Origin of the sequence: Sphingobium cloacae (assembly GCF_002355855.1) — a bacterium.
In the GTDB taxonomy this organism is placed as follows: Bacteria; Pseudomonadota; Alphaproteobacteria; order Sphingomonadales; family Sphingomonadaceae; genus Sphingobium; species Sphingobium cloacae.
Genome location: NZ_AP017655.1, coordinates 3,738,238 through 3,760,448, shown reverse-complemented (window position 1 = coordinate 3,760,448; position 22,211 = coordinate 3,738,238). Strand labels below are relative to the sequence as shown.

The following is a 22,211-nucleotide window of genomic DNA, read 5'->3' as shown; positions in this document are numbered from 1 at the left end:
AAGCGCGGCCTTGCGCCCATCACTCTCAACGAAAGTCATTCCGTGTCCGCCATGCTCAAGATCACCCTGCCCGACGGTTCCGTGCGTGAAGTCGCGCCCGGCACTACCCCGGCGGATATCGCGGCGGCGATCGGGCCGGGGCTCGCCAAGGCGGCCATCGCGGCGCGCGTGGACGGCGAATTGCGCGACATCACGCGCCCGCTGGAGGCCGACGCGGCGCTCGCGCTGGTGACGGCGCGGGATGAGGCGGACGCGCTGGAACTGGCGCGGCACGACTATGCGCATCTGCTGGCCGAAGCGGTGCAGGCGCTGTTTCCGGGGACGCAGATCACCTTCGGTCCGGCTACGGAGGACGGCTTCTATTACGACTTCGCACCGAAGGACCGGCCCTTCACCGAGGAGGACCTGCCCGTCATCGAGGAGAAGATGCGGGAGCTGATCCGGGCCGACAAACCGCTCCGCCGCGAAGTGTGGAGCCGCGAGGATCTGATCGCGCGCTGGAAGGCGGAGGGCGAGACGTTCAAGGCCGAATGGGCGGCCGAACTGCCGCAAGGCGAGGAACTGACGGTCTATTGGTCGGGGAACGATTGGCTCGACATGTGCCGGGGGCCGCATCTGGCCTCGACGGGGAAGCTCGACAGCCAGGCGTTCAAGCTGACCCGCGTGTCGGGCGCTTATTGGCGCGGCGACCAGAAGAATGCGATGCTCTCGCGCATCTACGGCACGGGCTGGCTCAACAGGAAGCAGCTCGACGCGCATCTCCACAAGCTGGAGGAAGCGGCCAAGCGCGACCATCGCAAGCTGGGCGCGGAGATGGACCTGTTCCACCTCCAGCAGGAAGCGCATGGGTCCGTCTTCTGGCACCCCAAGGGTTATATCATCTGGCGCCAGCTGGAAGCCTATATGCGCCGCGCCATCGACGAGGCCGGCTATCGCGAGGTCAAGACGCCGCAGGTGATGGACGCCCGCCAGTGGGAGCAATCCGGCCATTGGGGCAAATATCGCGAGAATATGTTCGTCATCCCCGACGAAGTGCCCAATGTCGAGGATGAAGGCCCGCTGGTGTCGGACAGCGCCGACTGGATGGCGCTGAAACCCATGAACTGCCCTGCGCATGTCCTGATCTTCCGCCAGGGGATCAAGAGCTATCGCGACCTGCCGCTGCGCCTTTACGAGAATGGATGCTGCCACCGCAACGAGCCGCATGGCGCGCTGCACGGCCTGATGCGCGTGCGCCAGTTCACGCAGGACGACGCGCATATCTTCTGCCGCGAGGACCAGATCGTCGAGGAAGTCCGCGCCTTCTGCGCGCTGGCGGATCGCATCTACAAGGATTTCGGCTTCACTTACTCGATCAAGCTGGCGCTGCGGCCGGAAAAGCGTTTCGGCACCGAAGAGATGTGGGACAAGGCTGAGGAAGAGCTGCGCAACGCGGTGGCGGCGGCGGGCCTCGACACGGCGGAATATGGATGGGAGGAACTGCCGGGCGAAGGCGCTTTCTACGCGCCCAAGCTGGAATGGCACCTGACCGACGCCATCGGGCGCACCTGGCAGGTGGGGACCATCCAGTCCGACCGCGTGCTGCCGGAGCGACTCGACGCCTCCTATATCGCCGAGGATGGCGAACGGCACCGGCCGGTCATGCTCCACCGGGCGATCTTCGGCAGCTATGAGCGTTTCGTCGGCATATTGATCGAACATTATGCGGGCCGCTTCCCGCTCTGGCTCGCGCCGGTGCAGGCGGTGGTGGCGACCATCGTGTCGGACGCGGACGCCTATGCGCAGGAGGTGGTGGAGAAGCTGCGCGCCGCCGGAATCCGCGCCGAAGCGGACCTGCGGAACGAGAAGATCAACTATAAGGTGCGCGAGCATAGCCTTGCCAAAGTGCCCAATCTGCTGGTCGTCGGACGGCGCGAGGCGGAGGAAGGCACGGTCGCGCTGCGCGAACTGGGCAAGGAGGGGCAGAGCGTCCTTTCGCTGGGCGATATCATCGCCCGTCTTGAAAAGGAGGCCCTGCCGCCCGATATGCGGTAAGGCAGCCATGCCACAAAAGGGCCGGGATTCGGCAATTGCGGACTTGCCGCCCCTTTCGGCTTTGCGCTAAAGGCGCATCCATCGATATTTTCGAACGACCATAGGAGATACTGCTATACGTCCCCCAATGATGCGCCGTCCGATGGCGCCGCCGCCGAAGTCCGGTCCCCGTTATAATGAGTTCATCACCGTGCCCAAGGTGCGGGTGATCGACGACGAAGGCGAAAATCTGGGCGTGATGTTTACGCAGGAAGCGATCGAGCGCGCCTATGAGATCGGCCTCGATCTGGTCGAGGTATCGCCGACCGCCGATCCGCCGGTCTGCAAGTTCCTGGACATCGGCAAATATAAATACGAAGCCCAGAAAAAGGCGAATATCGCCCGCAAGACCCAGAAGACGCAGGAACTCAAAGAGATCAAGATGCGTCCGAACATCGACGATCATGACTATGATACGAAGATGAAGAAGGTCCATGACTTCATCGGCGATGGCGACAAGGTGAAGATCACCCTGCGCTTCCGCGGCCGCGAATTGTCGCACCAGCAACTCGGGATGCAATTGCTCCAGCGCGTGGCGGAAAATGTGGGCGAGATCGCCAAGGTCGAAGCCTATCCCCGCATGGAAGGCCGCCAGATGCTGATGGTGCTCGCGCCGAAATAGCGGGCGCTGCCGACGGATAATCCAATCGGGCGGGGTCTGGCGACAGGCCCCGCCCGATTGCTTTAAGGCGTAAACTCTTTGGCAAGCTGGTGGCTGGCGGGCCGCATGGCCCGGTGGGATGGACAATCATGGCAGCAGAAGGCGCTTTTCCGCCCGGCGCCCGTCGCTTGACGGTGGGTCAGCGGGTGGCGACATCCACGGAGGGAGCGGCGATGGCGGAAGGAGCGAGAACCGACGGTTCGTCCTGATGGAAAGCGAACATGCCGATCACGCCGAGGACGAATCCGCCCAGAAAACGGAAAAACAGGTCGGATTTCAAAAAGACCTTCATGGCGTCTTGTCCTCGAACCGCCTTCCGCCCGATGGGCGCAGCGGCTTGCAATGGGGTTGCTTCGCGCCGCCGATAAGCCCGTCCCCACGAATGTTCGATGAACAATCGCAGGACAAGCGATCGGCAGTGGCGGCGCGAAAAATCAAGTTTCGTTTCAAAACTCGATATAATCACCGCCGCATCAATCGCAAGACGATGCGGCGGGAAAAAGTCCGTTTCCGTTTTCGCGCTTATTTGAGCGCGGCGCAGGCTTCCTGAATCCGGGTGCAGGCTTTCTTGAGCGTTTCCTCCGACGTCGCATAGCTGATGCGGAAGGCGGGCGAGAGGCCGAAGGCCGCGCCATGCACCGCCGCGACTCGGGCTTCGTCGAGGAAATAGCCGATCAGCGCTTCATCGCTATCGATCACCTGCCCCTTGGGCGTCGTCTTGCCGATCACGCCGCTGGCGTCGGGATAGACGTAGAAAGCCCCTTCCGGCGTCGGGCAATCGAGGCCCGGCGCGTCGTTCAACATGGCGACGACCATGTCGCGGCGCTTCCTGAAGGCGGCGTTGCGCTCTTCCAGGAAAGCCTGATCGCCGGTCAGCGCGGCGGTGGCGGCGGCCTGGCTGATCGAGCAGGGATTGGAAGTCGACTGCGACTGGAGCTTGCCCATCGCCTTGATGATCCATTCCGGACCGCCCGCGAAACCGATGCGCCAGCCGGTCATGGAAAAAGCCTTGGAGCAGCCGTTGACGGTCAGCGTCCGCTCGTAAAGGTCGGGGCATACCTGCGCGATGGTGGCGAAGGGCGTGGGCGCATACCAGACATGTTCATACATGTCGTCGGTCATCACCAGCACATGCGGGTGGCGCAGCAGCACGTCGCCCAGCGCCTTCAGCTCCTCGGCCGAATAGGCCGCGCCGGAGGGATTGGAGGGCGAGTTCAGCAGCACCCATTTGGTGCGCGGCGTGATCGCGGCTTCCAACTGGGCGGCGGTGATCTTGTAGCCCTGGCTGGCGGGCGCTTCGATGAAGACAGGCGTGCCGCCCGCGAAGTTCACGATGTCGGGGTAACTGACCCAATAGGGCGCGGGGATGATGACCTCATCCCCTGCGTCCACGGTCGCGACCAGCGCGTTGAACAGCGTGTGCTTGCCGCCCGAATTCACGCTGATCTGGCTGCGCTTGTAGACGAGGCCATTGTCGCGCTTGAACTTGAAGGCGACCGCTTCCTTGAGGTCGGCGGTGCCGTCCACGTCGGTATAGCGGGTGAGATTGTTGCGAATCGCCGCGATGCCCGCTTCCTTGACGAAATCGGGCGTGTCGAAATCGGGCTCGCCCGCCGACAGGCCGATCACGTCCACGCCTTCGGCTTTCAGCGCGTTGACCCGCGCGCTCATGGCGAGCGTGGCGGAAGGCTGGATACGACCGAGGGCGGCGGAAGTCTGGCTCATGGCAACAATCTTTCTGAAGAATCCCCTAGGCCCGCAAGAAAGGCGGACGGGGGGTCCCTTAATCCGCAACGGACGCAGGGGCAACCATGAGTTGCGCTCTATGGAAAAGCTATGGCTCCAGCGACGCGGCCACCATGCCGCGCGCCGCATTGCCGATGAAAAAGCCGTCATCCAGATCGATGGGGCGCAGGTCCGCCTCCACCGCTTCGCCCATGTCGATCAGGCTCTGGCGCAATATGCCGGGGAGCAGCCCGCGCCGCAGCGGGGGCGTCAGCAGCTTGTCGCCGCGCTCGACGAAGATGGTGGAGAAACAGCCTTCGGTGAGGAATCCCTGCGCGTCGGTCATCAACACCTCGAATGTGCCGCCCCGCCGCAAGGCATCGCGATAGATGGAGCGGTCCGTCGTCTTGTGCCGCAAGCGCTGGTCGTCGGCGGGCGCGTGGCGTGGAACGATGGCGACATGCATGATCGGCTGCGGCCAGGTGCGATATTCGCGCACCTCGATGGCAATGGAGCCCCGGCGCGACGCCAGCAGGCGCAGGCGGCTCTTTTCGCGCAACCGGAATGTCGCGGCCTGAAGTTCGTTGCGGACCTCGTGCCGGTCGAACGCGAAGCCGAGCGCCTGCGCGCTGGCCCTCATCCTTTCCAGATGCAGTTCGAGCAGCCGGATGCCTTCGACAGGATCGAAGGCCATGGTTTCCAGCAGGTCGAAGCGTTCATCAGCCAATGCCATCGCATCCTTGCAATGCCTCAGAAATGGCGGAAGTCAAGTGCCCGCGAGGAAGCGCCCCTTCGCCAGACATTCCGCCCATTCGGATGCCGCATCGGAATCCGCGACGATGCCCGATCCCAGGCCCAGACGTCCCACCGCGCTGCCCTCCGCCATGCAAAGGGTGCGTATGGCCACATTGAACGCGGCATCCCCTTCCGGATCGATCCACCCCATCGCGCCGGTATAGACGCCCCGCGCAAAAGGTTCGACCGCATCGATGACCTCCATCGCCCGGACCTTGGGCGCGCCGGTGATCGAGCCGCAGGGAAAGAGGATGCGCAGCACGTCGACCGGCGACAGGCCCGGCAGGATCTTCGCCCGCACGGTGGAGATCATCTGGTGCACGGTGGGAAAGCTTTCGATGCGGAACAGTTCCGGCACGGTCACGCTGCCCGCCAGCGAGACGCGGGACAGGTCGTTCCGGAGCAGGTCGACGATCATCAGATTTTCCGCCCGCTGCTTGGCGTCGTTCTCCAGCCATTGCACAAGGGCGGCGTCGCGCGCGGGATCGGCGTCGCGCGGCGCGGTGCCCTTCATGGGGCGCGCGGTGAGCTGCCCGCGAATCTGGGTGAAGAACAGTTCGGGCGAAAAGGACAGGATGCTGTGCTCGCCCGTGCGCATGATCCCGCCATAGCCCGCCGCCGCGCGGGGCCGGACGGCGGCGTAGAAGGCCATGGGATCGCCGGGGATCGGCACGTCGCAGGGAAAAGTGAGGTTCGCCTGATAGATGTCCCCGGCGCGGATATAGTCCTGCACGCGATCGAAAGCGGCGCGATAGGCGGCTTCGTCGATCAACGGCCGGGGCGCGGAAATCCTCGCGGGCGAAGGCGGGGGCAGCAGGCCCGGCAGGTCGCCCGGCGCGATCAGGCGGCATCCCTCGAACAGGCCGAACCAAAGCAGGGGCGGTGTGCCGGGGGGCGCATCCTCCTCTCGCCGCCGGCCGATGGGACGGAGGCGCTCCTCCAGGGCCAGACCGGCTTCATAGCTCAGGAATCCGGCCGCATGGAGCCCCTGTTCCCGCGCGTCGGCCAGCCGATCGAGCGCGGGCTGCACCTCGGCCTGCCGACGCGCCACGATGGTGGCGACCGGATCGCGATAAAGGCGCGCGGGAACCGCGTCATGCGCGCGGGCGTCATCGAACAAGGCAAAGACTTCATGGGGGCCGGGCAAGCGCATAGCGCCCTCTTAACAGGCTTTGGCCGGCGCGGAAGGCATCGGCGCGCGAACCAATCATTGTTGCAGCGCACAAGAAATCAGCCTAGCGAGACGGCCATGACCGACAAAGAGACATCCGGGCCGGCCGCCCGCCCCTTCGGTCCCGCCTTCGCGCTGGCGATCCGGGGGCGCTGCCCGGCCTGCGGCAAGGGAAGGATGTTCGCGCGCTATTTGCAGCCGGTACAGAGTTGCGACCATTGCGGGCAGCGATGGGACGTGCATCAGGCGGACGACTTCCCCGCCTATATCGTCATCCTGCTGCTGGGGCACATATTGGTGCCGCTGATGATCGAGGTGAACGCCAGCCTTGCGATTCCGCTGGGATGGCAGGCGGTGATCTGGCCCGGCCTCGCCCTGATCCTGTGCGTCCTGCTGATCCAGCCCGTCAAGGGCGCCGTCATCGCGTTCCAATGGTCGCGCAGGATGCACGGCTTTACCTGACGGCCCGGGCGATCAGCGGGTCATTCGGGCCTGTGCAGGAAATTCCGCTCCATCGCTTCGCGCAGCGTGCCGTCGATCACGCGCCGTCCCTCCGGGCCGTGGGTGACGACCGTGGTGTCGCAGGTGGCGACGCAGACGCCTTTCTGGAAACCGGCGGAACTGATCGTCCAGCTCGTCCGGCCGATATGGCCGATGGCGCAATGCACCTCGAAGGGATAGGGGAAGTGCGCTTCCTCGATGAAGTTCAGTGAAACCGCCGCGACCAGCCAGCGCACGCCCTGTTCCTGCGGATGGCGGCCCAGATGATGATGGAACCGGATGCGCGCGGTTTCGAAGATGCCCGATATCGCCACATTGTTGATGTGGCCCATCGTGTCGATGTCCTGAAACCGGGTGTCGATGCTGGTGACGAAATTATAGGCGTCAGGACTGAAGCGCCAATTGTCGGGTTTTGCCATCTGCTGCTTTCCGCTGCGTGATCCTTTTTCGTCATACTCCCGCAAGCCCGCGATGCAATCGCGGCGGACAGATTATCGCGGAAACTGCGGCCTTTTTGACACAGCAGGGCAAGCTTCGGCTTGCGGAGGGCGGCGGGCGGCAGCGGGGACCGGCCCCCGGCGCCCCGGTGGATTTCCGCTTTCCGCCATCGGGCCATGACGCTAACGCCCCGGTCATGGATTCGCGCCCGAAAGCATGGCATGGGTTGATCGATGAACGCTGAAAAACCGCAGAGCACACGGATCGAGGACGGAGTCTTCCTGGGCCTCGTCCTGCTCGTCACCATCGCCTTCGCCTGGGTGATCGAACCTTTCGCCGCCGCGATCCTGTGGGGCGTGATCGTGGCGATCCTGTTTGCGCCGGTGAACCAGCAGATATTGGAGGCGATACCCAGGCGGCGCAACGGCGCGGCGCTGCTGACGCTGCTGCTGATCCTGCTCATCGTCATCGTGCCCGCCATCGTGCTGGCCATGGCGCTGGCGCAGGAGGCGACCCATTTCTATGGCCTGATCCAGTCCGGCGCGATCAACATCCCGGACATGTTCAACCGCTTCCAGGCCAGCCTGCCCGATTGGGCGTCGGCATGGCTGGAGCGAGTAGGCGTCACCAATTTCGCCACGGTGCGGGACATGCTGACCGATGGCATCGCGTCGAGTTTCCAGACCCTTGCAGGGCAAGCGCTTTCCATCGGACAGAGCGCCATGAGTTTCCTGCTGGCGCTGGGCGTGATGCTCTATCTCACCTTCTTCCTGCTGCGCGACGGCAGCGAACTGGTCGCGATGCTGGACCGGGCCGCGCCGCTGCGCGCCACGCCGCGCCACGCGCTGATGCAGCAATTCGTCATCGTCGTGCGCGCCACCATCAAGGGCAGCCTGGTCGTCGCCATCGTGCAGGGGCTGATCGGCGGCATCGCCTTCTGGGCGCTGGGGATACCGGGCGCTTTGCTGTGGGGCGTCTTGATGGGATGCGCTTCGCTGCTGCCCGCGGTGGGAACGGGGCTGGTCTGGGTGCCGGTGGCGATCTACCTGCTGGCGACGGGCGCCATCGCGAAGGGCCTGATCCTCGTCTTCTGCGGCCTCTTCATCATCGGCATGGTCGACAATGTGCTGCGCCCGATCCTGGTCGGGCGGGAAACACGGATACCCGACTATCTCGTGCTCATCACCACATTGGGCGGCATAGAGCTGTTCGGCGTCAACGGCATCATCATCGGGCCGGTGATCGCATCGCTCTTCATCGCGACTTGGAACATCGTCACGCGGATGCGCCGCCCCGGCGGGATGGAGGGACCGCTGGCCGACAGGACGGAGTGAACGCCTAGAGTGCCTCCAATCCGGCGCTCGCTTCCATCCAGATTTCCTCGGCGGCTTCCAGCTTCTTTTCCACGGCGGCGCGGCGGACCATGAGGTCGGTCATGCTCATCTTCGCCTCCGCCCCCGCTGCGGCCTTGGGATCGAACAGCGCCTGGTCGATGCGGGTGCGTTCCGCGCCCAGCGCCGCCATTTCCTTTTCCGCCTTGCTGACGGCGGCCTTCAGGCTCTTCTGCTTTTCCCGCCATTCGGCGGCGTTGCGCCTTTCGGTCTTGCGGTCAGGCTTCGGCGCGTCGCTGCCGGACCCGTTGCCGTCCGCCTTGCGCAGCACGATGTCGGTATAGTCGTCGAGGCTGCCGGAAAATTCCTGCGCCGTGCCGCCGTCCACCAGCACCAGCCGGTCGGCGGCCAGTTCGATCATGTGCCGGTCATGGCTGACGATCACCACCGCGCCGGAATATTCGTTGAGCGCCTGCACCAACGCCTCGCGGCTGTCCACGTCGAGATGGTTCGTCGGCTCGTCGAGGATGAGGAGATGCGGCGCATCGCGCGTGATGAGCGCGAGCGCGAGCCGCGCCTTCTCCCCGCCCGACATGGAGCCGACCTTCTGCGTCGCGCGCTCGCCGGAAAAGCCGAAGCGGCCCAGCTGCGCGCGCACCGCGCCGGGCGTCGCGCCCTTCATGACGCGGGTCATATGGTCGAGCGGCGTGTCGGCAACGTCCAGTTCCTCCACCTGATATTGGGTGAAATAGCCGACATTCATCTTCGCCGAGGCGTTCATCGCCCCTTCCATCGGCGCAAGCTGCGCGGCCATCAGGCGGGCGAGCGTGGTCTTGCCATTGCCGTTGCGGCCCAGCAGCGCCACACGGTCGTCCGGGTCGATCCGCAGGTTCACGCGCTTCAGCACCGGCGTTTCGCCATAGCCGACCGCCGCCATGTCCATGGTAATGAGCGGCGGGCGCAGTTCCGGCGGGCTGGGGAAGGAAAAGCTGAGCGTCGGGTCTTCGATGGCCGCCGCGATGGGCTGCATCCTCGCCAGGGCCTTGGCGCGCGACTGGGCCTGCTTGGCGGTCGAGGCGCGGGCCGAATTGCGGGCGATATAGTCCATCAGCTTTTCGCGTTCGGCCTGCTGCTTGGTGCGGGCGGCCTCCTGCTGGGCGAGGCGTTCGGCGCGCTGCCGCTCGAACGCGTCATAGCCGCCGGGGTAGAGCGTGACCTTGCCGCCCTCCAGATGGAGGATATGATCGACCACATTGTTGAGCAGGTCGCGCTCATGGCTGATGACCACCACGGTGCCGCGATAATTTTTGAGGAAGCTCTCCAGCCACATCGTCGCTTCGAGGTCGAGATGGTTGGAAGGCTCGTCGAGCAGCAGCAGTTCCGGCTCGGAAAAGAGCAGCGCGGCAAGCGCCACGCGCATCTTCCACCCGCCTGAATAGCTGTCGAGCGGACGGCCCTGCATCTCCTCGTCGAAGCCCAGGCCGACGAGGATGCGCGCCGCGCGGGCCGGCGCGGTATAGGCGTCGATGGCATTGAGGCGCTCATAGATATGGCCGAGGCGGTCGGGGTCTTCGGTATGTTCGGCCTCCGCCATCAGGGCCGCGCGTTCCTTGTCGGCGGCGAGGACCGTTTCGAAGGGAGAAGCCGCGCCCGCGGGCGCTTCCTGCGCGATATAGCCGAGGCGCGTGTCGCGGGGCATGTCGCAACTGCCTTCGTCCGGGTCGATCTGGCCGATCATCACCTTCATCAGCGTGGACTTGCCCGCGCCGTTGCGGCCGATCAGGCCCACGCGGCTGCGCGGCGGCAGCGCGGCGCCGGCGTGGTCGAGGATGGTGCGGCCGCCGAGGCGCACGGTGATGCCATTGAGGTTAAGCATGGCGGCCCCCTAGCCTATTTTGGCGGCGGGGGGAAAGGTCGTGGTGCACTATCCCTTCGCCGGTTGCTCCGCATAGAGCGTGAACTGCGCGTGGAGCCCGCCCAGCGACGACTGGCCCAGCCACAGGTCGAACAGGCCCGGTTCCGCGACGCGCCTGTTGCCCGCGCCGACGAATTCCAGATCGGTGCGCGACAGGGAGAAGCGGACCAGCTTGCTTTCGCCGGGATTCAGCGTCACCCGCTCGATGCGCTTCAATTCCCGGATCGGGCGGGTGCGGCTCGCCACGCGGTCGCGGATGTAGAGTTGCACCACTTCGCTGCCGGGGCGGTCGCCGCTGTTGCGGAGGCGGGCGGTCACTTCGATGGCGCGGTCCCAGCGGAGCGCCGTGTCGGAGAGCTTGAGGTCCTCCAGCACGAAATTCGTATAGGACAGGCCGTGGCCGAAGGGGTAGCGGGCGCTGTTGTCCGTGCTCGCATAGCGCGCCTTATATTCCGTCCCGCCATTGTCGGTGACGGGGCGGCCGGTCGACTTGCGGTCGTAGAAGAACGGCTCCTGTCCCGATTCCCACGGGAAGCTGACCGGCAGCTTGCCCGAAGGGTCCGCGCGCCCGAACAGCAGGTCGGCAAGGGCATGGCCGGTTTCGGAGCCCAGGAACCATGTCGCCAGGATCGCGCCCGCATTCGCCACGCCATCGTGCAAAGCCAGCGCCCGGCCGTGGCGCAGGAGGACGACCATCGGCTTGCCCGCGGCGGAGACCGCATCGGCCAATGCCTGCTGCGCCGACGGGATTTCGATGACGGTGCGCGACTGCGCCTCGCCCGACATGTCCTGCGATTCGCCGATGGCGAGGAGCACGATGTCGGCGGCTTGGGCGGCTTCGACGGCCTTGGCGATGCCGTCCTCCATCGGCTTGCGGATGTCGCAGCCCTTGACGACCGTCAGCAGCGACGGGTCCGGCATCGCGGCGCGCAGGCCGGTGGCGATGTCCACCCCCTTGTCCGGGTCGCCATAGAAGGCCCATGGGCCGTAGAGGTTCGCCTTGTCCTCGCCAAAGGGGCCGATCAGGGCGATCTTCTGCCGCTTCGCCGGGTCGAGCGGCAGGATGCCGTCATTCTGGAGCAGCACGACCGAGCGGGTCGCGGATTCGCGGGCCAGGGCACGATGGGCAGAGGTCGCGATGCCGTTCCTTTCCGCCGCTTCGTCCAGCGAGCGGTAGGGATTGTCGAACAAGCCGATGGCCGTCTTCACATAGAGGATGCGTCGGACGGCGACATCGACCGTCCCTTCGGGCACCGCGCCGCTCTTCACCAGATCGGGGAGATATTTGATGTAGAGGCCGCTCTGCATCGACATGTCGACGCCCGCCAGCACGGCAAGGCGCGCGGCATCCCTGTCATCCTGCGCGAAGCCGTGGGCGACCAGTTCCTCATCCGCCGTATAATCGGAGAAGACGAAGCCCCGGAAACCCATCTCCCCCCGGAGAATGTCGGTCAGCAGTTCCCGGTCGGCGGTAGCGGGAACGCCGTTGATTTCGTTGAAGGCGGCCATGGTCGTGAGCGCGCCCGCCGCGAAGGCCGATCCGAAAGGCGGAATATGCGTTTCCCGCAGCGTAGCGTCGGAAATATCGACATTGCCATATTCGAGGCCCGCCGCCACCGCGCCATAGGCGGCGAAATGCTTGGGGCAGGCGAGCAGGCTGTCGTCGCGGCGCAGGTCGCGCCCCTGAAAGCCGCGCACGCGGGCGGCGGCGAACAGGCTGGTGAGGACCACATCTTCCCCCGCTCCTTCCACCACGCGGCCCCAGCGCTGGTCGCGCGCCACGTCCACCATCGGCGCGAAGGTCAGGTGCAGCCCCGCCGCCGTCGCTTCCTGCGCCATGGCCCGGGCGGTGCGCTCGGCCAGGCGCGGGTCGAAACTCGCCGCTTCGCCCAAGGGCACCGGGAAGATCGTCTTGAGGCCGTGGATCACGTCGCCCGCGAAGAGCAGCGGGATGCCAAGGCGGCTGCCCTTCACCGCAATGTCCTGCGCGCGGCGGGCGCCCTCCACGCCGATGCCGTTGAAGAGGCAGCCGACGCGGCCCTTGCGTATTTCGGCGGCGAGGCGCTTTTCGTCCTGGATGCCGACCTGCGGATTGGGCGGATTGAAGGGCCGGAAACTGTCGGCAAGGCAGGTCATCTGCCCCGCCTTCTCCTCCAGCGTCATGCGCGCGATGAGCTCGTCGACCCGCGCCACATCGCTCGCCGCCAACGCAAGGGCGCGGCGCGGCAGGGGCAAGGTCAGGAAAGCCGCGAGGGACGCGGTGAGGAGGGAACGGCGGTCAAGGCTCATCGAAACGGGGGCGTAACAGGATCCATATGAACATAGCTTGTCCGGCCAACGCATAAGCCGCGCCATATGTTGCGACACGTCATACCGGGGCGAACAGCTTGGTCCCTACCACGCCGATCACGGTCAGCGCCATGAAGGCGGCCTGTACCGGCGACACCTTGTCCCCGAAAAGGATCACTCCGCCGATGATGACGCCCACCGCGCCAAGGCCCGTCCAGATCGCATAGGCGGTTCCGGCCGGCAGCCCTCTCATCGCCAGCGCCAGCAGACCCATATTCACGAAGCTCAATGTGATCGGCACCAGCGACGCCTGCCAATGGCCCACCGTGGCGGCCCATTTCAGGCTCAGGGCCCAGATGATTTCGGTGACGACCGCGATGCCGAGGATCAGCCACGCCATGGGTAAGCGTTCCTTCTGCTTGTCTACAGGCTCGAAGGGGAAAAGCGCGGGCCGGAAACCCGAAAGAGGCAGCGCGCCGGGATAGGCTGGTGGACAGGGCTGGATTCGAACCAGCGTACGGGAAACCCGGGCAGATTTACAGTCTGCTGCCTTTAACCACTCGGCCACCTGTCCAGTCGCCTGACCGTTCCGAAGGATGCCCCGGCCCGGTTGGAGGGCGCTCAATGACGAAAGGAGGCTTGCCTGTCAATGCTTCCCGTGAAAAGAGCGCGACATGAAGAAAAGAGGTCATCGCCCGACAGGGCACAAGGGCAACTATCCACGCTTCTACGGGCGTCACGCCGTCATCGCGGCGCTGGCCAATCCCGACCGCGTGGTGCGCAAGATCTGGGGCACGCGCGAGGCGCTGGGGGCGCTGGACCTGCCGCCGGTGCTGCCCATCGTCTATGCCGACGTGGCCGATCTGGGGCGGATGGTGCCGTCCGACGCGCCGCATCAGGGGGTGGTAGCCGAAGTCGAGCCGCTGGACGATGTGTGGCTGGGCGACGCGCTGGAGGCCGGGCAGGACGATAAGCGGCCCGTGCTGGTGCTGGATCAGGTGACGGACCCGCATAATGTGGGCGCGATCCTGCGCTCCGCCGCCGCGTTCGACGCGCTCTGCATCGTGACGCAGGACCGGCATGCGCCGCCCGAATCGGGGGTTCTGGCGCGGGCGGCTTCGGGCGCGCTGGAGATCGTGCCCTGGGTGCGCGTCGTGAACCTCGCCCGCGCGCTGGATGAAATCGCGGAGGCCGGCTACTGGCGCATCGGCCTCGACGGAGAAGCGGACACCACGCTGGGCGAAGCGATCGGCGAATCGCGGGTGGCGCTGGTGCTGGGGGCCGAAGGCGAAGGGCTGCGGCATAACAGCATGGCGCATTGCGATATTTTGGCTAAACTGCCGATCAGCCCGCGCATGGAGAGCCTCAACGTCTCCAACGCCGCGGCGATTGCCCTCTACGCTGCCGCCAGCCGGTAGCCGCCGGGCGAAACGGGGGTTTGATGATGTCCATCTTGTCGCGCGCCCTCACGGCGCTGTCCGCCGTGCTGCTGCTGTCGGCCTGCCTGGTGACGCCGGGCCGGTTCGTTTCGACGCTCGACATCCGCGCCGACCGCAGCTTCACCTTCACCTACAAGGGCGAGATCATCGCGTCGGACATGGGCAAGGATTTCCCCGGTCCCGATACCCTGGGCGACGAGCCGGGCGACGATGCCGCACCCACGACGCAGGGCAGCGTCTATCCGGCGGCGCAGCTTGTGCGGATCAAGGACGAGACGGGAGAGCAGTCCTTCTCCAATCGCAAGGACCCCGGCGATGATGTCAAGATGCAGGCGATCGCCGAAGCTCTGGCGAAGGAAAAGGGGTTCCGCGCCGCTCGCTATATGGGCAACCACAAGTTCGAGATCGACTATGCGATCAGCGGCAGGCTGGATCACGCATTCCTCTTTCCGTTCAACACGGACGCGCAGATCATATTGCCCTTCGTCGCGGTGGAGTTGCGCGGGACGGACCGGGTGCGGATGAAGGCGCCGGGCTTTTCCTCCAGCTATGACAAGAGCCAGGGGCCGTCCATGGGCGGGTCGGGCGACGATTCGGCCAAGGCGCTGGACGGCACCTTCACGCTGACCACCGATGCGGAGATCGTGGCGCAGAATCAGGAAGACGGCGCGCAGGACACGCCGCAGGGCAAGCGGATCGTCTGGAAGGTGACGCCGATGACCGCCGACGCGCCGAGCGCGACCCTGCGGGTAAAGCCATAGCAAATGGCGGTTTCCGGCCGGACCTGGCCGTTACGGCGCATGATCGAAAACGGACCGTCCGCTTCCCACCCCGAAAAGCGGACAAAGTCCAGGATCAATCCTCCGGCGCGATGGTGACGCGCAGGCCGTCGAGATCGTCGGAAAGTGTGATCTGGCAGGACAGGCGGCTCTGTTCGTTGCGCCAGTCGGAGCTGTCGAGCAGGTCGCTCTCATCCTCGCTGATGGAGGACAGCCGGTCCGCGAAGGCGGGATCGACATAGACGTGGCAGGTCGCGCAGGAGCAGCAACCGCCGCACAGCGCCAGCAATTCATCGAAGCCATTGTCGCGGATGATCTCCATCACCGACAGGCCAGCGTCGCCATCGATGGCCTTTTCCTCACCCTGGCGGTTGACCACAATCAGCTTCGGCATATACCCAATCCCTCACGAGTTCATTTATCGCCGCTCTGACGAAGGACCGGCAGGAAATCAAGGGCCGGATGACAAAAGGATGGTGGCGACCACCGAACAGCTGCGCCGAAGCATCGATGCGTTGGCCACGCTGGAACCCGGCTTCGCGCAGGTCCTCCGCGCCATAGGCTATCCGGGGACGCGGATGCGCCCGGCCGGCTACGAAACGCTGTTGCGCACCATCGTGGGCCAGCAGGTGAGCGTCGCGTCGGCGGCGGCTGTCTGGCGCAGGCTGGAAGCGGAACTGGGCGAAGGCTGCGACCCGGCCGCCCTGCTGGCGAGCGACTATGATGCGCTGCGCGCCTGCGGGCTTTCGCGGCAGAAGCAGGGTTATGCGCGCAGCCTGGCCGAACGGGTGACCAGCGGCGCGCTCGACCTCCATGCCCTGCCCGCCGATGACGAGGAAGCCATAGCGGAACTGGTGCGGATCAAGGGTATCGGGCGCTGGTCGGCGGAAATCTACCTGCTCTTCGCCGAAGGCCGCCCCGACATCTGGCCCGCGGGCGATCTGGCGGTGCAGATCGCGATCGGCCGGATATTGGACCTGCCCGAACGGCCGGGCGAGAAGATGATGCGGCACCTGGCCGAACGCTGGCGTCCGCATCGCGGCGCGGCGGCGATCATGGCCTGGCACCATTATAATACGGAGGTTCTCTAGACCCATGTCCCTGCCCCATGCCCGCTATATCGTCCTTCACCATGACGGCGAGTGGAAGATCAATCTCGACAATCGCTATTACGGCCCCTTTTCGACGCAGCAGGCCGCCGTCGATATGGCGACCGACACCGCGAAAAAGGCAGGCTCCGCAGGCTATCCCGCTTCCGTCCTGCTGATGAACGACGCGACGTTCGATACATTATGGACCAGCGAGGCGAACGAAGACGGATAGGATAGCATAGCGCGGAACCCTTTGAACGTTACGGCATTCTAGCTTTCGGATTGCTATGGTTGAGAGAATGGCGGAACGGGTTCTGATCGTCGAAGACGAGATTTTGGTGGCTTTGGAAATCGAGCAGATCGTGCAGGATGCCGGTCTGGACGTGATCGCTATCGCCGCCGACCGGACAGAAGCGCTGGCAGCGGCCTCGCGTTGCGACATCGCGCTGGTCGACCTCAACCTGCGGGATGGACCGACCGGACCTGGCATCGGCATGGAACTGGCCCGGCGCCACCATGTGCGCGTGATCTACGTCACCGCCAATCCCGCCCAGATCGGCCCTGCCTCCAACGTCGCGATCGGCTGCGTCACCAAGCCTTTCGACGCGCAATGCATCTCGGCGGCATTGAAACTGGCGGTCGCGAAGGACTTCCACCCGGAAGACATCGCGGTCAGCGGCTTCACGCCTTTCCCCGCGGCGCCCGGTGCATGGCGCGGCGCGGAATCCAGACGCTGACCTCCAGCCCCCCGGGCAGCCATTTCCGGATCATGCGCCCGCTCAATTGCCGCTCGACGCTGAGCGACATCAGCCTTGTGCCGAACCCGTCCGCCTCCGACGGGGCAACAGGCGGCCCGCCTTCTTCCCGCCAATCCATGCGGATGTCGTCGCCCTCCCCCTCCACATGCACGCGCACCGTGCCGCCCGCCACCGACAGCGCGCCATATTTGGCGGCGTTGGTCGCAAGCTCGTGGAACAACAGGGCAAGCGGCGTGGCGGAGCGGTCGTCCACATCGGGGTCTTCGCCGGAAAAGAGGAAGCGCGAACGTCCCTCGTCGCGATAGGGCGCGAAAAGCTGATCCAGCACGCCCCATAGCGTCGTATGTTCCGCAACCTCCCCGCCATGGGGCCGCACGAAATCATGGGCGCGGCCCAATGACAGGATCCGATCGCGCAGGTCGTCCGCGGCGGCCCGCATTTCGGGATGCTCGCGCGCGGACAGGCCGACGAGGCCGCCGATGACCGAGAATATATTCTTGATGCGATGCGACAGTTCATGCGCGATCATCTCGCGCTCTTCCATCAGGGTCTTTTGTTCGTGGATGTCGGTGCAGGTGCCGATCCAGCGGACGACCTGTCCTTCATCGTCGCGGATCGGCCGGGCGCGGCCCAGGGTCCAGCGATAGCCGCCCCCGCTATGGCGCAGGCGATATTCGATCTCATAGGGCTCGCCGGTCTTGAGCGAACGGCGCCAGCGGGCAAAGGCCAGTTCCCTGTCGTCGGGATGAAGGATGTCGGCCCACCCTTCCCCCTCGCTCGAACCGACCGGCGCGCCGATATAGTCATACCAGCCCGCGTTGAAATAATCATTATAGCCGTCGGCCCGCGCCGCCCAGACAAGCTGCGGCATGGTGTCCGCCAGAGTGCGGAACATGCGGTTGCTTTCGGCCAACGCCTCGGCATCGCGCAACTGGCGGGCGCTCATTTCCCGATCCCGGCGGCGGCCTTGCAGTTCGGCCATCACCTGGCTGGCGAGAAGGGACAGCCCCTGACGCTGGAAAGCGGTGAGGTCGGGGCGCGGCCTCCCGTCGATGACGCACAGAGCGCCCAGCGGCACGCCGTCCCCATCCGTCAAGGGCGCGCCCGCGTAAAAGCGGATATGCGGTGCGCCCGTCACCAGCGCATTGTCCGCGAAACGCGGATCGAGCCGCGCGTCCGGCACAAGGAAGATGGCGTCGTCCCGCATGGCATGGGCGCAGAAGGACAGTTCGCACGGGGTTTCGTCGACATCCAGCCCCGTGCGCGCGAGGAAACGCTGACGCGCCTCCTCCACGATGCTGACCATCGCGATCGGCGCGCCGCACAGGGCGGCGGCGAAATCGGTAATCCGGTCGAGCGTGGCAAAACCGCCGGCATCAAGATCGTACTGCGCGAGAAGTGCCGCGCGGTCCGTCTCAAGGCCGCGCCGGTCAGCCATCGCTGACCCGCTCTATGTCCGCGCCCACGGCGGAGAGCTTTTCCTCCAGCCGTTCATAGCCGCGGTCGAGATGATAGACGCGGTTGACCTGCGTCTCCCCTTCCGCCGCCAGCCCCGCGAGGATCAGGCTCATCGACGCGCGCAGGTCGGTCGCCATCACCGGCGCGCCGACCAGCCGATCGACCCCGCGCACCACGGCGGTGCGGCCGTTGACGGCGATGTCCGCCCCCATGCGCGCCAGTTCGGGCACGTGCATGTAGCGGTTTTCGAAGATCGTCTCGGTCAGCACCGACGCGCCGTCCGCCAGCGTCAGCATCGCCATGAACTGTGCCTGCATGTCGGTGGGGAAGGCCGGGAAGGGCGCGGTGGAAATGTTGAGCGGCTTCAGTTTCCCGTCCGAGGCGACGCGGATGCCCTCCTTCGTCTCGTCCACCTGAACGCCCGCGTCGCGCAGGGCGGCGAGGATGGCGTGCATATCGTCCGCATTGGCCCCCATCAGGTCCAGCGTGCCGCCGGTGATCGCGACCGCGCAGGCATAGCTGCCCGCCTCGATCCGGTCCGGCATCACGCGGTAGGTCGCGCCATGCAGCCGGTCGCGGCCATGCACGGTGAGCTTGTCGCCGCCCACGCCTTCGATCTCCGCGCCCATGGCGATGAGGAGGTTGCACAGGTCCACGATCTCCGGCTCGCGCGCGGCGTTCTCCAGCGTGCAGCTTCCCCTGGCCAGCACCGCCGCCATCAGGGCGTTTTCCGTCGCCCCGACCGACACCACCGGGAAGGTGTAGACGCCGCCCGGCAATCCGCCGTCCGGCGCGCTGGCGCGGACATAGCCCGCCGTCACCTCGATCCGCGCGCCGAAAGCTTCCAGCGCCTTCAGATGCAGGTCGATCGGCCGGTTGCCGATGGCGCAGCCGCCCGGCAGCGACACCCGCGCCTCGCCCGCCCGCGCCAGCAGCGGCCCCAGCACCAGGATCGACGCGCGCATCTTGCGCACGATGTCATAGGGCGCCTCGGTCGATGTGACGCGGCCCGCGCGCATCGTCATGACGCGGCCGAAATCCTCCGGCCGCGCGCCTTCGATCATGGTCGACACGCCCAGCTGGTTCAGCAGATGGCCGAAACTGTCGACATCGGCCAGGCGCGGCAGGTTGCGCAGCGTCACCGGCTCGTCGGTCAGCAGCGCGCAGGGCAGCAGCGTCAACGCCGCATTCTTCGCGCCAGAGATGGGAAGGCGGCCATTGAGCGTCTTGCCGCCGCGGATGTGAATGCGGTCCATTGCCCTCGGTTCATAACGCCAAATGCGCCACGCGCAAGGCGCATGGAAGACGGCCGGTCGCGACGGGCGGCGACAAAACCACGCCGCCCGATAATCGCGCGGCGACGGAAGGAACCTTAATCGAGTTTAGTGCACGGACTGAAAATGCAGCCAAAAGGAGCCGTGCGGCGTTTTGCCATCGTAACGACAATTGAAGAAGAAGGTATTGATTGGTGGCAACGAGCTGTTTCGCGGATCGGCTGAGCAAGCATTTGCCGTTATCGGACGCGGAAAAGACGGCACTCTCCCGGCTGGAGGAAAATCCGCGCAAGGTGAAGCGCGGCGCGATGATCCAGCGCGTCAACGAGCCGGTGACGGAATTGTTCGTGCTGCGCGAAGGCCGGGTGATGAGCTTCGTGATCCTGCCCGACGGCAGCCGCCAGATCCTGCGCGTCTATTTCCCGGGCGATTTCATCGGATCGGCGAGCACGATCTACAACAAGGCGCCCGAATCGCTGGTCGCCATTTCGGACTCGGTCATCTGCCCGTTCGACAAACATGCGCTGCGCCGCCTGCTGGAGGAATATCCGCGGGTCGCGGCGCTGCTGTTCCTGCTGTCCAACAATGAACGGGTGGCGATGACGGACCGGCTCGCGTCGCTGGGGCGGACGTCGGCGAAGGCGCGGGTCGCCTCCTTCATGCTCGACATGCTCGACCGGCTGCGGCTGACCGACGACGACATCACCGACAGCTTCGATCTCAAGCTGACGCAGGAGGAAATCGGCGACGCAATCGGCCTCACCTCCGTCCATGTGAACCGGATGATCCGGCAGATGGAACAGGAAGGGCTCATCAGCCGCTCCAATGGCCGCATCCGGCTGCTCGACATGGCGCGGCTGGAAGAGATCGGCCATTATACCAACCGGCACAAGCATATGGATCTGGACTGGCTGCCCGCCATGTCCTGAACATGTCAGGCAAGCAGTTCGACGTCCCAGTAAAGCCAGTCGCGCCAGCTTTCGTGCAGATAGCCCGGCGGAAAGGCGCGGCCATGCTCCTGCAACTGCCAGCTTGTCGGGCGGATCGGCTGGACGTGCAGCCGCATTCCGGCTTCCTTCGGCGTGCGCCCGCCTTTCCTGAGGTTGCAGGGCGAGCAGGCGGTCGCGACATTCTCCCATGTCGTGCGGCCGCCCGCGCGGCGCGGGACCACATGGTCGAACGTCAGGTCGCTGGTCGATCCGCAATATTGGCACGCGAAACGATCGCGCAGGAACAGGTTGAAGCGGGTGAAGGCGGGATGTTCGGACGGCCGCACATATTGCTTGAGCGCGATGACCGAGGGGATTTTCATGTCAAGGCTCGGGCTGTGGACTTCCCGCTCATAGCTGGCGATGATGTCCACCCGTTCCAGAAAGACCGCCTTGATGGCGGTCTGCCAGGGCCAGAGGCTTAAAGGATAATAGCTGAGCGGCGTATAGTCCGCATTGAGGACCAGCGCCGGACAATTTTCCGGATGCCGTATCAGGTCGGGATGGTACATAAGAACCTTCTACCCCCTTTTCGTCCCGCTTTCCGCCCCCGCTGATCGACCAGAAAGGTGACGGGCGCATGACAGCATTAACCACTTGCCCGCGTCAAGAGCCTGTATGACTCAATCTTCCGCACCACAGCATATGGTGACTCGTTTCGCTCCCAGCCCCACCGGGCGGCTGCATGTCGGGCATGGCTGGTCGGCGCTGATGGCGATGGACATGGCGCGCGCGGCGGGCGGCGCGTTCCGGCTGCGGATCGAGGATATCGACTGCACGCGCAGCCGCCCGGAGCATGTCGCGGGCATAGTCGAGGACCTGCGATGGCTGGGCGTGGCGTGGGACGGCGAGGTCATCTTCCAGTCGGAGCGGCTGGACCGGTATGAAGCGGCGCTGAGGCGATTGCGGGAGATGCGGCTGCTCTATCCCTGCTTCTGCAGCCGCGCCGACATCCTCGCGAGCGCCGGCGCGCCGCATGAGCCGGAAGGGACGATCTATCCGGGGACGTGCCGCGCCCTCTCCGACGCGGAAAGGGCGCGCCGGATGGCGGCGGGCGATCCTCATGCATGGCGGATCGACATGGCGGGCGCCGTGTCGCGCACCGGGTCGCTCCATTGGACCGCCCTGCCCTTTCCGCCGGGCGCGGGGCCGGGCGCCGCCATCGCCGCCGATCCGCTGGCGGCGGGCGATGTCGTGCTGGCGCGCAAGGATGCCCCGGCGAGCTATCATCTGTCCTGCACGCTGGACGATGCGGCGATGGGCGTGACCCATGTGCTGCGCGGTCATGACCTGTTCGCGGCGACGCATGTCCACCGGCTGTTGCAGGCGCTGCTGGACCTGCCGGCGCCTGTCTATCTGCACCATCCGCTGCTGCTGGGGGCGGACGGCAGGCGGCTTGCCAAGCGGAGCGGGTCGATCGCGCTGGCGGACCTGCGCGCGCAGGGCGCCGATCCCGCGCGGCTGGCCGCCGATCTGCGCGCGGGGCGCTTTCCGGTTGGCATTTCGCTGGGGGAAGCCTAGACT

The 22,211-nt window shown here is 65.6% G+C and carries 23 protein-coding genes and 1 tRNA gene; 12 read left to right on the top strand and 12 right to left on the bottom strand.

Translation table 11 applies throughout. From position 1 onward, the window contains the following. Positions 1 to 51 precede the first annotated feature (51 nt). The 3 genes from thrS (at position 52) to SCLO_RS23490 (ending at position 3,284) form a co-directional block, all read left to right on the top strand. On the top strand, positions 52 to 2,034 hold the full coding sequence (gene thrS, locus SCLO_RS18560) for a threonine--tRNA ligase (RefSeq protein ID WP_174521972.1): 1,983 nt from the start codon (positions 52 to 54) through the stop codon (positions 2,032 to 2,034). A gap of 127 nt (positions 2,035 to 2,161) precedes the next feature. Next, positions 2,162 to 2,695 (top strand): translation initiation factor IF-3, encoded by a 534-nt coding sequence (gene infC / locus SCLO_RS18555; protein WP_066519291.1) that lies wholly within the window; start codon positions 2,162 to 2,164, stop codon positions 2,693 to 2,695. Between the two features lie 247 nt (positions 2,696 to 2,942). Then, complete coding sequence (locus SCLO_RS23490) at positions 2,943 to 3,284, top strand: hypothetical protein (protein ID WP_157080317.1); 342 nt, start codon at positions 2,943 to 2,945, stop codon at positions 3,282 to 3,284. Here the strand turns inward: SCLO_RS23490 and SCLO_RS18550 are convergent. The 3 genes from SCLO_RS18550 to pabB all read right to left on the bottom strand — a co-directional run bounded on the left by SCLO_RS18550 (position 3,257) and on the right by pabB (position 6,407). Beyond that, on the bottom strand, positions 3,257 to 4,459 hold the full coding sequence (locus tag SCLO_RS18550; RefSeq protein ID WP_066519289.1) for a pyridoxal phosphate-dependent aminotransferase: 1,203 nt from the start codon (positions 4,457 to 4,459) through the stop codon (positions 3,257 to 3,259). The two genes, SCLO_RS23490 and SCLO_RS18550, sit on opposite strands and share 28 nt — an antisense overlap. A gap of 109 nt (positions 4,460 to 4,568) precedes the next feature. Then, on the bottom strand, positions 4,569 to 5,192 hold the full coding sequence (locus SCLO_RS18545) for an aminotransferase class IV (RefSeq protein WP_066519286.1): 624 nt from the start codon (positions 5,190 to 5,192) through the stop codon (positions 4,569 to 4,571). A gap of 33 nt (positions 5,193 to 5,225) precedes the next feature. Next, positions 5,226 to 6,407: an aminodeoxychorismate synthase component I gene (gene pabB / locus SCLO_RS18540; RefSeq protein ID WP_066519283.1), complete on the bottom strand. Its 1,182-nt coding sequence runs from the start codon at positions 6,405 to 6,407 to the stop codon at positions 5,226 to 5,228. Positions 6,408 to 6,503: 96 nt separating this feature from the next. On the opposite strand from pabB, the gene SCLO_RS18535 reads away from it, so the two are divergent. Continuing rightward, on the top strand, positions 6,504 to 6,887 hold the full coding sequence (locus tag SCLO_RS18535) for a DUF983 domain-containing protein (RefSeq protein ID WP_066519281.1): 384 nt from the start codon (positions 6,504 to 6,506) through the stop codon (positions 6,885 to 6,887). A gap of 20 nt (positions 6,888 to 6,907) precedes the next feature. On the opposite strand, the gene SCLO_RS18530 is transcribed toward SCLO_RS18535, so the two are convergent. Continuing rightward, a complete protein-coding gene (locus SCLO_RS18530) occupies positions 6,908 to 7,345 on the bottom strand; it encodes an acyl-CoA thioesterase (protein WP_066519279.1) in 438 nt (145 codons plus the stop codon). A 252-nt stretch (positions 7,346 to 7,597) separates the two neighbouring features. Here SCLO_RS18530 and SCLO_RS18525 point away from each other — a divergent pair, with 252 nt between their 5' ends. Continuing rightward, positions 7,598 to 8,698, top strand: a complete 1,101-nt coding sequence (locus SCLO_RS18525; RefSeq protein WP_066519277.1) for an AI-2E family transporter — start codon at positions 7,598 to 7,600, stop codon at positions 8,696 to 8,698. Between the two features lie 4 nt (positions 8,699 to 8,702). On the opposite strand, the gene SCLO_RS18520 is transcribed toward SCLO_RS18525, so the two are convergent. The 4 genes from SCLO_RS18520 to SCLO_RS18505 all read right to left on the bottom strand — a co-directional run bounded on the left by SCLO_RS18520 (position 8,703) and on the right by SCLO_RS18505 (position 13,473). After that, positions 8,703 to 10,571 (bottom strand): ABC-F family ATP-binding cassette domain-containing protein, encoded by a 1,869-nt coding sequence (locus tag SCLO_RS18520; protein ID WP_066519276.1) that lies wholly within the window; start codon positions 10,569 to 10,571, stop codon positions 8,703 to 8,705. Between the two features lie 48 nt (positions 10,572 to 10,619). Further along, a complete protein-coding gene (locus SCLO_RS18515) occupies positions 10,620 to 12,899 on the bottom strand; it encodes a glycoside hydrolase family 3 N-terminal domain-containing protein (RefSeq protein WP_066519274.1) in 2,280 nt (759 codons plus the stop codon). Positions 12,900 to 12,978: 79 nt separating this feature from the next. Continuing rightward, on the bottom strand, positions 12,979 to 13,299 hold the full coding sequence (locus tag SCLO_RS18510) for a DMT family transporter (RefSeq protein ID WP_066519272.1): 321 nt from the start codon (positions 13,297 to 13,299) through the stop codon (positions 12,979 to 12,981). A gap of 87 nt (positions 13,300 to 13,386) precedes the next feature. Further along, positions 13,387 to 13,473: transfer RNA gene (locus SCLO_RS18505), tRNA-Tyr, on the bottom strand. Positions 13,474 to 13,573: 100 nt separating this feature from the next. On the opposite strand from SCLO_RS18505, the gene SCLO_RS18500 reads away from it, so the two are divergent. Then, positions 13,574 to 14,317 (top strand): TrmH family RNA methyltransferase, encoded by a 744-nt coding sequence (locus SCLO_RS18500; protein ID WP_066519263.1) that lies wholly within the window; start codon positions 13,574 to 13,576, stop codon positions 14,315 to 14,317. A 26-nt stretch (positions 14,318 to 14,343) separates the two neighbouring features. Next, the gene (locus SCLO_RS18495; RefSeq protein ID WP_066519330.1) at positions 14,344 to 15,099 is read left to right on the top strand and encodes a hypothetical protein; all 756 of its coding nucleotides are present in this window, start codon (positions 14,344 to 14,346) and stop codon (positions 15,097 to 15,099) included. Between the two features lie 94 nt (positions 15,100 to 15,193). On the opposite strand, the gene SCLO_RS18490 is transcribed toward SCLO_RS18495, so the two are convergent. Further along, entirely contained in the window at positions 15,194 to 15,511 is a 318-nt protein-coding gene (locus SCLO_RS18490) for a 2Fe-2S iron-sulfur cluster-binding protein (RefSeq protein ID WP_066519261.1), read from the bottom strand. Between the two features lie 79 nt (positions 15,512 to 15,590). Here SCLO_RS18490 and SCLO_RS18485 point away from each other — a divergent pair, with 79 nt between their 5' ends. The 3 genes from SCLO_RS18485 to SCLO_RS18475 all read left to right on the top strand — a co-directional run bounded on the left by SCLO_RS18485 (position 15,591) and on the right by SCLO_RS18475 (position 16,945). After that, positions 15,591 to 16,208, top strand: coding sequence for a DNA-3-methyladenine glycosylase family protein (locus SCLO_RS18485; protein WP_066519257.1), 618 nt, complete (start codon positions 15,591 to 15,593; stop codon positions 16,206 to 16,208). A gap of 4 nt (positions 16,209 to 16,212) precedes the next feature. Then, positions 16,213 to 16,440 carry a DUF2188 domain-containing protein gene (locus SCLO_RS18480; protein ID WP_066519255.1) on the top strand — a complete coding sequence of 76 codons (228 nt, stop codon included), beginning with the start codon at positions 16,213 to 16,215 and terminating at the stop codon, positions 16,438 to 16,440. Positions 16,441 to 16,507: 67 nt separating this feature from the next. Continuing rightward, positions 16,508 to 16,945 carry a response regulator gene (locus SCLO_RS18475; RefSeq protein ID WP_066519254.1) on the top strand — a complete coding sequence of 146 codons (438 nt, stop codon included), beginning with the start codon at positions 16,508 to 16,510 and terminating at the stop codon, positions 16,943 to 16,945. Here the strand turns inward: SCLO_RS18475 and SCLO_RS18470 are convergent. Continuing rightward, complete coding sequence (locus SCLO_RS18470) at positions 16,890 to 18,404, bottom strand: sensor histidine kinase (RefSeq protein ID WP_066519253.1); 1,515 nt, start codon at positions 18,402 to 18,404, stop codon at positions 16,890 to 16,892. The two genes, SCLO_RS18475 and SCLO_RS18470, sit on opposite strands and share 56 nt — an antisense overlap. Beyond that, entirely contained in the window at positions 18,397 to 19,680 is a 1,284-nt protein-coding gene (gene murA / locus SCLO_RS18465; protein WP_066519247.1) for a UDP-N-acetylglucosamine 1-carboxyvinyltransferase, read from the bottom strand. The genes SCLO_RS18470 and murA overlap by 8 nt, the downstream gene beginning before the upstream one ends. 209 nt (positions 19,681 to 19,889) lie before the next feature. Here murA and SCLO_RS18460 point away from each other — a divergent pair, with 209 nt between their 5' ends. Beyond that, complete coding sequence (locus SCLO_RS18460) at positions 19,890 to 20,627, top strand: Crp/Fnr family transcriptional regulator (protein WP_066519245.1); 738 nt, start codon at positions 19,890 to 19,892, stop codon at positions 20,625 to 20,627. Between the two features lie 5 nt (positions 20,628 to 20,632). On the opposite strand, the gene SCLO_RS18455 is transcribed toward SCLO_RS18460, so the two are convergent. Continuing rightward, the gene (locus tag SCLO_RS18455) at positions 20,633 to 21,199 is read right to left on the bottom strand and encodes an HNH endonuclease (RefSeq protein WP_066519241.1); all 567 of its coding nucleotides are present in this window, start codon (positions 21,197 to 21,199) and stop codon (positions 20,633 to 20,635) included. Positions 21,200 to 21,332: 133 nt separating this feature from the next. Here SCLO_RS18455 and gluQRS point away from each other — a divergent pair, with 133 nt between their 5' ends. Continuing rightward, positions 21,333 to 22,208: a tRNA glutamyl-Q(34) synthetase GluQRS gene (gene gluQRS / locus SCLO_RS18450; protein ID WP_231923280.1), complete on the top strand. Its 876-nt coding sequence runs from the start codon at positions 21,333 to 21,335 to the stop codon at positions 22,206 to 22,208. Positions 22,209 to 22,211 lie beyond the last annotated feature (3 nt).

Coding starts and splice junctions, on each gene's coding strand:
- thrS (WP_174521972.1), top strand. CDS start 52: ATGCTCAAGATCACCCTGCCCGACGGTTCCGTGCGTGAAGTCGCGCCC.
- infC (WP_066519291.1), top strand. CDS start 2,162: ATGATGCGCCGTCCGATGGCGCCGCCGCCGAAGTCCGGTCCCCGTTAT.
- SCLO_RS23490 (WP_157080317.1), top strand. CDS start 2,943: ATGGAAAGCGAACATGCCGATCACGCCGAGGACGAATCCGCCCAGAAA.
- SCLO_RS18550 (WP_066519289.1), bottom strand. CDS start 4,459: ATGAGCCAGACTTCCGCCGCCCTCGGTCGTATCCAGCCTTCCGCCACG.
- SCLO_RS18545 (WP_066519286.1), bottom strand. CDS start 5,192: ATGGCATTGGCTGATGAACGCTTCGACCTGCTGGAAACCATGGCCTTC.
- pabB (WP_066519283.1), bottom strand. CDS start 6,407: ATGCGCTTGCCCGGCCCCCATGAAGTCTTTGCCTTGTTCGATGACGCC.
- SCLO_RS18535 (WP_066519281.1), top strand. CDS start 6,504: ATGACCGACAAAGAGACATCCGGGCCGGCCGCCCGCCCCTTCGGTCCC.
- SCLO_RS18530 (WP_066519279.1), bottom strand. CDS start 7,345: ATGGCAAAACCCGACAATTGGCGCTTCAGTCCTGACGCCTATAATTTC.
- SCLO_RS18525 (WP_066519277.1), top strand. CDS start 7,598: ATGAACGCTGAAAAACCGCAGAGCACACGGATCGAGGACGGAGTCTTC.
- SCLO_RS18520 (WP_066519276.1), bottom strand. CDS start 10,571: ATGCTTAACCTCAATGGCATCACCGTGCGCCTCGGCGGCCGCACCATC.
- SCLO_RS18515 (WP_066519274.1), bottom strand. CDS start 12,899: ATGAGCCTTGACCGCCGTTCCCTCCTCACCGCGTCCCTCGCGGCTTTC.
- SCLO_RS18510 (WP_066519272.1), bottom strand. CDS start 13,299: ATGGCGTGGCTGATCCTCGGCATCGCGGTCGTCACCGAAATCATCTGG.
- SCLO_RS18500 (WP_066519263.1), top strand. CDS start 13,574: ATGAAGAAAAGAGGTCATCGCCCGACAGGGCACAAGGGCAACTATCCA.
- SCLO_RS18495 (WP_066519330.1), top strand. CDS start 14,344: ATGTCCATCTTGTCGCGCGCCCTCACGGCGCTGTCCGCCGTGCTGCTG.
- SCLO_RS18490 (WP_066519261.1), bottom strand. CDS start 15,511: ATGCCGAAGCTGATTGTGGTCAACCGCCAGGGTGAGGAAAAGGCCATC.
- SCLO_RS18485 (WP_066519257.1), top strand. CDS start 15,591: ATGGTGGCGACCACCGAACAGCTGCGCCGAAGCATCGATGCGTTGGCC.
- SCLO_RS18480 (WP_066519255.1), top strand. CDS start 16,213: ATGTCCCTGCCCCATGCCCGCTATATCGTCCTTCACCATGACGGCGAG.
- SCLO_RS18475 (WP_066519254.1), top strand. CDS start 16,508: ATGGCGGAACGGGTTCTGATCGTCGAAGACGAGATTTTGGTGGCTTTG.
- SCLO_RS18470 (WP_066519253.1), bottom strand. CDS start 18,404: ATGGCTGACCGGCGCGGCCTTGAGACGGACCGCGCGGCACTTCTCGCG.
- murA (WP_066519247.1), bottom strand. CDS start 19,680: ATGGACCGCATTCACATCCGCGGCGGCAAGACGCTCAATGGCCGCCTT.
- SCLO_RS18455 (WP_066519241.1), bottom strand. CDS start 21,199: ATGTACCATCCCGACCTGATACGGCATCCGGAAAATTGTCCGGCGCTG.
- gluQRS (WP_231923280.1), top strand. CDS start 21,333: ATGGTGACTCGTTTCGCTCCCAGCCCCACCGGGCGGCTGCATGTCGGG.